We start from the raw sequence: 6346 nt of genomic DNA, 5'->3' as shown, positions 1-6346 counted from the left end.
GTCGTGGCCCACAGCAGGCCGACGGCGGCCGCGCCGAGCACCCGCGCGCCGACCGCCACCTGGAAGGTCGGGGCCAGGGCGGTGAACGCCGAGGACAGCGCGAGGACGGCCAGCCCCCCGGCGATCACGGCGCGGCGGTCCAGGCGGCGGGTGAGCCGCACGAGCGGGAAGCTCAGCACCACCACGACGGCCGCCCACACGGAGACGAGCAGGCCGGTGCTCGACTCCGCGACGCCGAGGCCGGTGCTCATCTGCTGGAGCACCGCCGTGGGCAGCATCTCGGCAGTGACCATGAACAGCGTCCCGGCGCCGAGCACGAGCAGGGAGGGCCACGGCAAGGTGCCGGGCTCGGGGCCGGCCGGGATGGCCGGAACAGTATCGATGCTGGTCGGGGCGGTTGGGGCGGGGCCTGTCATGTCCATGTCCACCACGCTAAAGTTTGACACTGGTGTCAATGTCAAGGCCCTGCCCGGAGGTACGTCATGAAGATCGGTGAGCTCGCCACGCGGACAGGTGTCACGACCCGGCTGATCAGGTACTACGAGCAGCAGGACCTGCTCGAGGCGGACCGGGCGGCCAACGGCTACCGGACGTACACGGAGGAGCACGTGGAGCGGGTCTCCCGCGTTGCCGGCCTGGTCCAGGCGGGCATCCCGACCCGGCTGGTCAAGATCCTGATCGACGCCGAGGACGCCGCGAACCGCGAGGACCCGACCTGCCCGCGCGAGGTCGCCGAGCAGCTCGCCTCCGAGCTGGTGGGCGTCCAGGCGCGCATCGACTGCCTGACCCGCAGCCGGGACTCGATCCGGAAGTTCCTGACGGCGACCCAGCACGAGGTGCTGCTGCGCGAGGAACGGGAGTCGGCGGCCCTCGTCTGACGGCCCGCCGCCGTGCCGAGGTGGAACCGTGGCGAGACAGAGCTGGGGCCGGAGCACTGATCAGTGCTCCGGCCCCAGTTCTGTCTCGCCACGGTTCTATCTCGGCAGGGGGTTACTCCACCCCGAGCAGGACCTCCACCGCACGGCTGAGGAACGCGTCGACGGAGGCCTCGTCGTAGGCCTCCGGGCCGCGGGCCCGGCCGAAGGTCGCCGACCGGATGTCCCCGGCCGTCAGCGGCTCCTGACGGTCGAAGTAGCCGATCAGCCGGTCGCACAGGTCGTCGACGTCGTCCTTGTCGTAACCCTGTGAGCCGCGGTCGGCAGGAGCGAACTTCTCGCCGTCGGGCCGGCCCAGACGCCCGTACAGGGAACGGGCGCGCTCGGCGAGCGCGTTCATCCAGGCCTGCTGACCGTGCGCCGCGGCGTACTCCGCGCGCTGCCGCGCGATGAACGCCGCCTCCAGGCGGTCGAGCGCCGCGTCTACCTCGTGGGTGTTGTACCCGCCGCGGGTCAGGTCGAAGGTCGAGGCCTGGATGTCGGCACTCGTCAGCCGATCCGCGGTACGGCCCTCGTACGCCTGCCGGGCGTGCTCGAAGAACTCGTCGACCTCGTCCTTGTCGTACCCGGTGCGCATCGCGGGCACGCTGTTGAACATCCCACTCACTCGTCGTCCTCCTCAGCCGCCAGCTGCCCGCAGGCCCCGTCGATGTCGCTCCCGCGGGTGTCACGGATAGTGGTCGGGATCCCGTGACCGCGCAATCGTGCCACAAACTCGTCCTCGACATCCCGGTCGCTCGCGGTCCAGATGGAGCCGGGCGTCGGGTTGAGCGGGATGGGGTTGACGTGCACCCAGCCGCGGCCGCGGGAGTTGAGCTTCTCGCCCAGCAGGTCGGCCCGCCAGGCGTGGTCGTTCATGTCCTTGATCAGGGCGTACTCGATGGAGACGCGACGCCCGGTGACCTCGAAGTAGTTCCGCGCGGCGTCCAGCGTCTCGTCAACGCTCCAGCGGGTGTTGATCGGCACCAGCTCGGAGCGCAGGTCGTCGTCCGGCGCGTGCAGCGACAGGGCGAGCGTCACCGGGATGCCCTCCTTGGTGAGCTTCTGCATGGCCGGGACCAGGCCCACGGTGGAGACCGTGATGTTGCGCGCCGACATGCCGAGGCCCTCGGGCTGCGGCGCCACCAGCGTGCGCACCGTCTCGATCACGGCCTTGTAGTTGGCCAGCGGCTCGCCCATGCCCATGAAAACCAGGTTGTTCAGCCGGGTGACGCCGCCGGGGATCTCGCCGTCGGCCAGCGAGCGGAAGGCCGCGCGGACCTGCTCCAGGATCTCCGCCGTGGACAGGTTGCGGGTCAGGCCGAGCTGGCCCGTGGCGCAGAACGGGCACGCCATGCCGCAGCCGGCCTGGCTGGAGACGCACAGCGTGGTGCGGTTCGGGTAGCGCATGAGCACCGACTCGACCTTGGCGTCGTCGAACAGGTGCCACAGCGTCTTGACGGTGGTTCCGCCGTCGGCCTCCAGCTTGCGCGTGGGGCGGATGAGCTGCGGGAACATCGTCGCCGCCAGTGCCTCGCGGGACTTCGCCGGCAGGTCCGTCATCTGCGCCGCGTCGCTGGTGTAGTGCGTGAAGTAGTGCGTGGCGAGCTGCTTGGCCCGGAAGGCCGGCTCCCCCGCCTCGACCACCGACGCGACCCGCTCCTCGGGCGTCAGGTCGGCGAAGTGCCTCGGCGGCTTGCCGCGGCGCTTCGGCGCCATCTGCAGCGGGATGGCCGGGGTCTCGTCCGAAGGACGGACGGTCGGCTGGGCAAGGGGAGTTTTCATCAGGCAACCACCGAGAGCACGAGATAGACGAAGGGCGCTGTGATGACCAGCGAGTCGAGGCGGTCCAGCACGCCCCCGTGCCCCGGGAGCAATGAGCCCATGTCCTTCAATTCTAGGTCACGCTTGAGGAGCGACTCGGCGAGATCGCCGACCGTGGCAGTGACGGCGGTCATGACGCCGAGCGCGACTCCGAGGACCGGGCTCTCGCCCAGGCCGTACACCGCCCCGACCACGCCCACCGCCGTGGCCAGCACGATCGAGCCGGCCAGGCCCTCCCACGACTTCTTGGGGCTCACGGTCGGCGCCAGCGGGTGCCGGCCCAGCATGACGCCGGCGATGTAGCCGCCGGTGTCGTTGGCGACCGCCAGGAGGATGAACAGCGCGACGCGGATCTCGCCGTCGGGCTGCGCGAGCATGAGCACCACGAACCCGGCCAGGAAGGGCAGGTAGGACGCGGCGAAGATCCCCGCCGCCGAGTCGCGCACGGCGCTCAGGCCGGAGCCGTCCAGCGCCCGCCACACCACGGTCGCGGCGACGGTCAGCACGAAGGCCACGAACAGCGCCTCCGGACCGCCCCGGTACGCGGAGACCACCATGCCCGCGGTGCCCACGAAGAGCGGGACCATGGGCAGCCGCAGGTCACGGCGCGCGAACGCCTGCCGCAGCTCCCAGAGCCCCGCCCACAACAGGACCACCACGAACAGGACGAACGGCTCGGGTCGCCAGTAGAGGGACGCACCGACGACGCCGAGCAGGCCGACGCCCACGAGGATCGCCGCGGGCAGGTTGCGGCCCGCGCGCGAGGCCTTCGCGCCGGGTACGGGTTCTGGGCTCACTGCGGTGTGCGCGTTGTCTCGCTCTGTTCTGTCTCGAGGCGGTGCGGGCATCAGACCTCGAGCAGCTCGCTCTCCTTGCTGGAGAGCAGCTGGTCGATCATCTCGACGTGGCTCTTGGTCAGCTTGTCCAGCTCCTTCTCCGCGCGCACGACCTCGTCCTCGCCGGCCTCGCCGTCCTTGACGATGCGGTCCAGCGTCTCCTTGGCCTTGCGGCGGATGTTGCGCACCGAGACACGCGAGTCCTCGGCCTTCTGCTTGGCGAGCTTCACGTAGTCGCGACGACGCTCCTCCGTGAGGGAGGGCAGCACGATGCGGATGGCGTTGCCGTCGGTCGCCGGGTTCACACCCAGGTCGGAGTCGCGCAGCGCCTTCTCGACGGCGGGCACGGAGCCCTTGTCGAAGGGAGCGACCAGCACGGTCCGCGCGTCCGGGATGTTGAAGGACGCCAGCTGCTGCAGCGGCGTGGGCGCGCCGTAGTAGTCGACGGTGATCTTGCTGAACATCCCGGCGTTCGCACGGCCCGTGCGGATGCCCGCGAAGTCCTCCTTGGCGACCTCGATCGCCTTCTCCATCTTTTCCTCGGCTTCGAGGAGGGTCTCGTCGATCACCACTGCTCCTGTCGTTGGTCTACGGGTGGTGCCGGGGCCACTCTACGGACACTTTGCCCGGCTACCGAAAGGATCGCGAGTTCCCGGGCGGGCCCGGGTCCCGCGGTTCAGCGCGTCGTGATCAGCGTGCCGATCGGCTCGCCGGCCAGTGCGCGCGTGACGTTGCCCTCGCCCTCCATGCCGAAGACCCGCATCTGGACGTCGTTGTCGCGGCACATGGCCAGCGCCGTGTCGTCCATGACGCCGAGCCGGTTCACGAGGGCGTCGGTGTAGGTCAGGTGGTCGAGCTTCTTCGCGTCAGGGTTGCGCCGCGGGTCGGAGTCGTAGACGCCGTCGACCCCGTTCTTGCCCATGACGACCTGCTCGCAGCCGGTCTCCAGGGCACGCTGCACCGCGACGGTGTCGGTCGAGAAGTACGGCATGCCCGCACCCGCGCCGAAGATCACCACGCGGCCCTTCTCCAGGTGCCGGATCGCCCGCAGCGGGATGTACGGCTCGGCGACCTGGCCCATCGTGATGGCGGTCTGCACGCGCGTCGTCACGCCGGCCTGCTCCAGGAAGTCCTGCAGGGCGAGGCAATTCATGACCGTGCCGAGCATGCCCATGTAGTCCGCGCGGGCCCGGTCCATGCCGGCCACGCTCAGCTCGGCGCCACGGAAGAAGTTCCCGCCGCCGACGACGATCGCGACCTGGATACCGTCCCGGACGGCCACGCCGATCTCCTTCGCCATGCGCCGGACCACGTCGGCGTCCAGCCCCACGCTGCCGCCGCCGAACGCCTCGCCCGACAGCTTCAGGAGCACGCGCCGGGCCGGCTTGCCCTCCACGTCCACCGCGAAGTTCTGCGTCGCCTCGTCACTCACTGATCCGTCACCCTTCGATCGTCGATGCCGGGACACCGGCCCTTCCCGGAATACTGCGCCCGACTCGCGGGCGACGCACCTCTGCGCCAGGCAGGGGCCTCCGGACCGGCCTCGAGACCCCTGGTGCGACCTGGAGCCCGCCCGGCTCTACGGCACACCGAAAGTATCGAAGCCCCACCGCGCTCCGGACGGAGCGCGGTGTGCGGTCCGGCTCCGTCGGAACCGGCCGCGTACGCGTCGGCCCGGCCCGCGCCGAAGCGCGGACCGGGCCGAACGAGCTGCGTCAGGAACCGACGCGGAACCGCACGAACGCGGTGAGGGAGCCGTTCACGGAGGCGACGTGCTTGCCGACCGTGGTCTTCGGGTCCTTCGCCAGCGGCTGGTCGATCAGGACGACCTCCTTGAAGAAGCCGTTCAGGCGACCCTCGACGATCTTGGGCAGCGCCGCCTCCGGCTTGCCCTCGTTCTTCGAGGTCTCCAGAGCGATCTCGCGCTCCTTCTCGACGACGTCCGCCGGGACGTCCTCGCGCGTGAGGTACTTCGGGGCCATCGCGGCGACGTGCTGCGCGATGTCCTTGGCGACGGCCGCGCCCGCCTCGTCGGTGACCACGAGGACACCGATGGACGGCGGCAGGTCCTTGGCCGTCTTGTGCAGGTAGGTCGTGACCTTCGGGCCCTCGACGCGCGCGACGCGGCGCAGGACGAGCTTCTCGCCCAGCGTGGCGCCCTGAGCGGCGATGAGCTCGGCGACCGTGCCCTCACCGGCGGGAGCGGCGGACGCCGCGACCTCGTCGGCGGCACCGGCGGCAGCGGTGGCCTCCAGGACGGCCTCGGCCAGCGAGATGAACTTCTCGTTCTTGACGACGAAGTCGGTCTCGGCGTTCAGCTCGATCATGGTGGCGACCTGGCCGGCCGCGGTGTCCTCGACCTTGACGGCGACGAGACCCTCGGACGTGGCGTTGCCCTCGCGCTTGGCGGCGCGGGCCAGGCCCTTGGTCCGGATGATCTCGATGGCCTTGTCGGCGTCGCCGTCGGCCGCGTCCAGGGCCTTCTTGACGTCGAGCATGCCGGCGCCGGTCCGCTCACGCAGCGCCTTGATGTCAGCGGCGGTGTAGTTCGCCATTGTTCTGGTCCTCCGTGCAGTCGTGTTGTTCTTGGGAGGTCGTACGACCGTCAGGGACGGCGCGCCGGCCGGGTCCGCGTGATGCGCACCCGGCCGACGCAGCGCATCACTTCTCGGTCTCGGCCTCGGGAGCAGCAGCCGGAGCAGCCTCGGCGGCCTCGGCGGCCTCCACGACCTCGGCCGGGGAGGCCGGGGTGGCGGCGGCGGCAGCCTCGGC

At 70.6% G+C, this 6346-nt stretch carries 8 protein-coding genes; 1 reads left to right on the top strand and 7 read right to left on the bottom strand.

Annotated features, from left to right (window positions below; genetic code table 11):
• Positions 1–446: MFS transporter (locus tag PROKR_RS36220; protein ID WP_245605968.1), on the bottom strand; the 446-nt coding region annotated here is incomplete at its 3' end.
• Positions 447–482: 36 nt separating this feature from the next.
• Between PROKR_RS36220 and PROKR_RS25640 the strand changes: the two genes are divergently transcribed.
• Entirely contained in the window at positions 483–878 is a 396-nt protein-coding gene (locus tag PROKR_RS25640) for a MerR family transcriptional regulator (protein WP_036969350.1), read from the top strand.
• Between the two features lie 112 nt (positions 879–990).
• On the opposite strand, the gene PROKR_RS25635 is transcribed toward PROKR_RS25640, so the two are convergent.
• The 6 genes from PROKR_RS25635 to tsf form a co-directional block, all read right to left on the bottom strand.
• The gene (locus PROKR_RS25635; protein WP_036969347.1) at positions 991–1533 is read right to left on the bottom strand and encodes a DivIVA domain-containing protein; all 543 of its coding nucleotides are present in this window, start codon (positions 1531–1533) and stop codon (positions 991–993) included.
• A gap of 5 nt (positions 1534–1538) precedes the next feature.
• Positions 1539–2699 carry a dual-specificity RNA methyltransferase RlmN gene (rlmN, locus tag PROKR_RS25630; RefSeq protein WP_084800681.1) on the bottom strand — a complete coding sequence of 387 codons (1161 nt, stop codon included), beginning with the start codon at positions 2697–2699 and terminating at the stop codon, positions 1539–1541.
• Positions 2699–3535, bottom strand: a complete 837-nt coding sequence (locus PROKR_RS25625; RefSeq protein ID WP_036969343.1) for a phosphatidate cytidylyltransferase — start codon at positions 3533–3535, stop codon at positions 2699–2701. Before PROKR_RS25625 ends, rlmN begins: the two co-directional genes overlap by 1 nt.
• A 50-nt stretch (positions 3536–3585) precedes the next feature.
• On the bottom strand, positions 3586–4143 hold the full coding sequence (gene frr, locus PROKR_RS25620) for a ribosome recycling factor (RefSeq protein WP_036969373.1): 558 nt from the start codon (positions 4141–4143) through the stop codon (positions 3586–3588).
• A 107-nt stretch (positions 4144–4250) separates the two neighbouring features.
• A complete protein-coding gene (gene pyrH / locus PROKR_RS25615; RefSeq protein ID WP_020016849.1) occupies positions 4251–5006 on the bottom strand; it encodes a UMP kinase in 756 nt (251 codons plus the stop codon).
• Positions 5007–5289: 283 nt separating this feature from the next.
• A complete protein-coding gene (tsf, locus tag PROKR_RS25610; RefSeq protein ID WP_020016850.1) occupies positions 5290–6129 on the bottom strand; it encodes a translation elongation factor Ts in 840 nt (279 codons plus the stop codon).
• Positions 6130–6346: the final 217 nt, after the last annotated feature.

It is taken from the genome of Promicromonospora kroppenstedtii DSM 19349, assembly GCF_000515355.1.
In the GTDB taxonomy this organism is placed as follows: Bacteria; Actinomycetota; Actinomycetes; order Actinomycetales; family Cellulomonadaceae; genus Promicromonospora; species Promicromonospora kroppenstedtii.
This window is presented reverse-complemented; position numbering and strand designations above follow the sequence as displayed.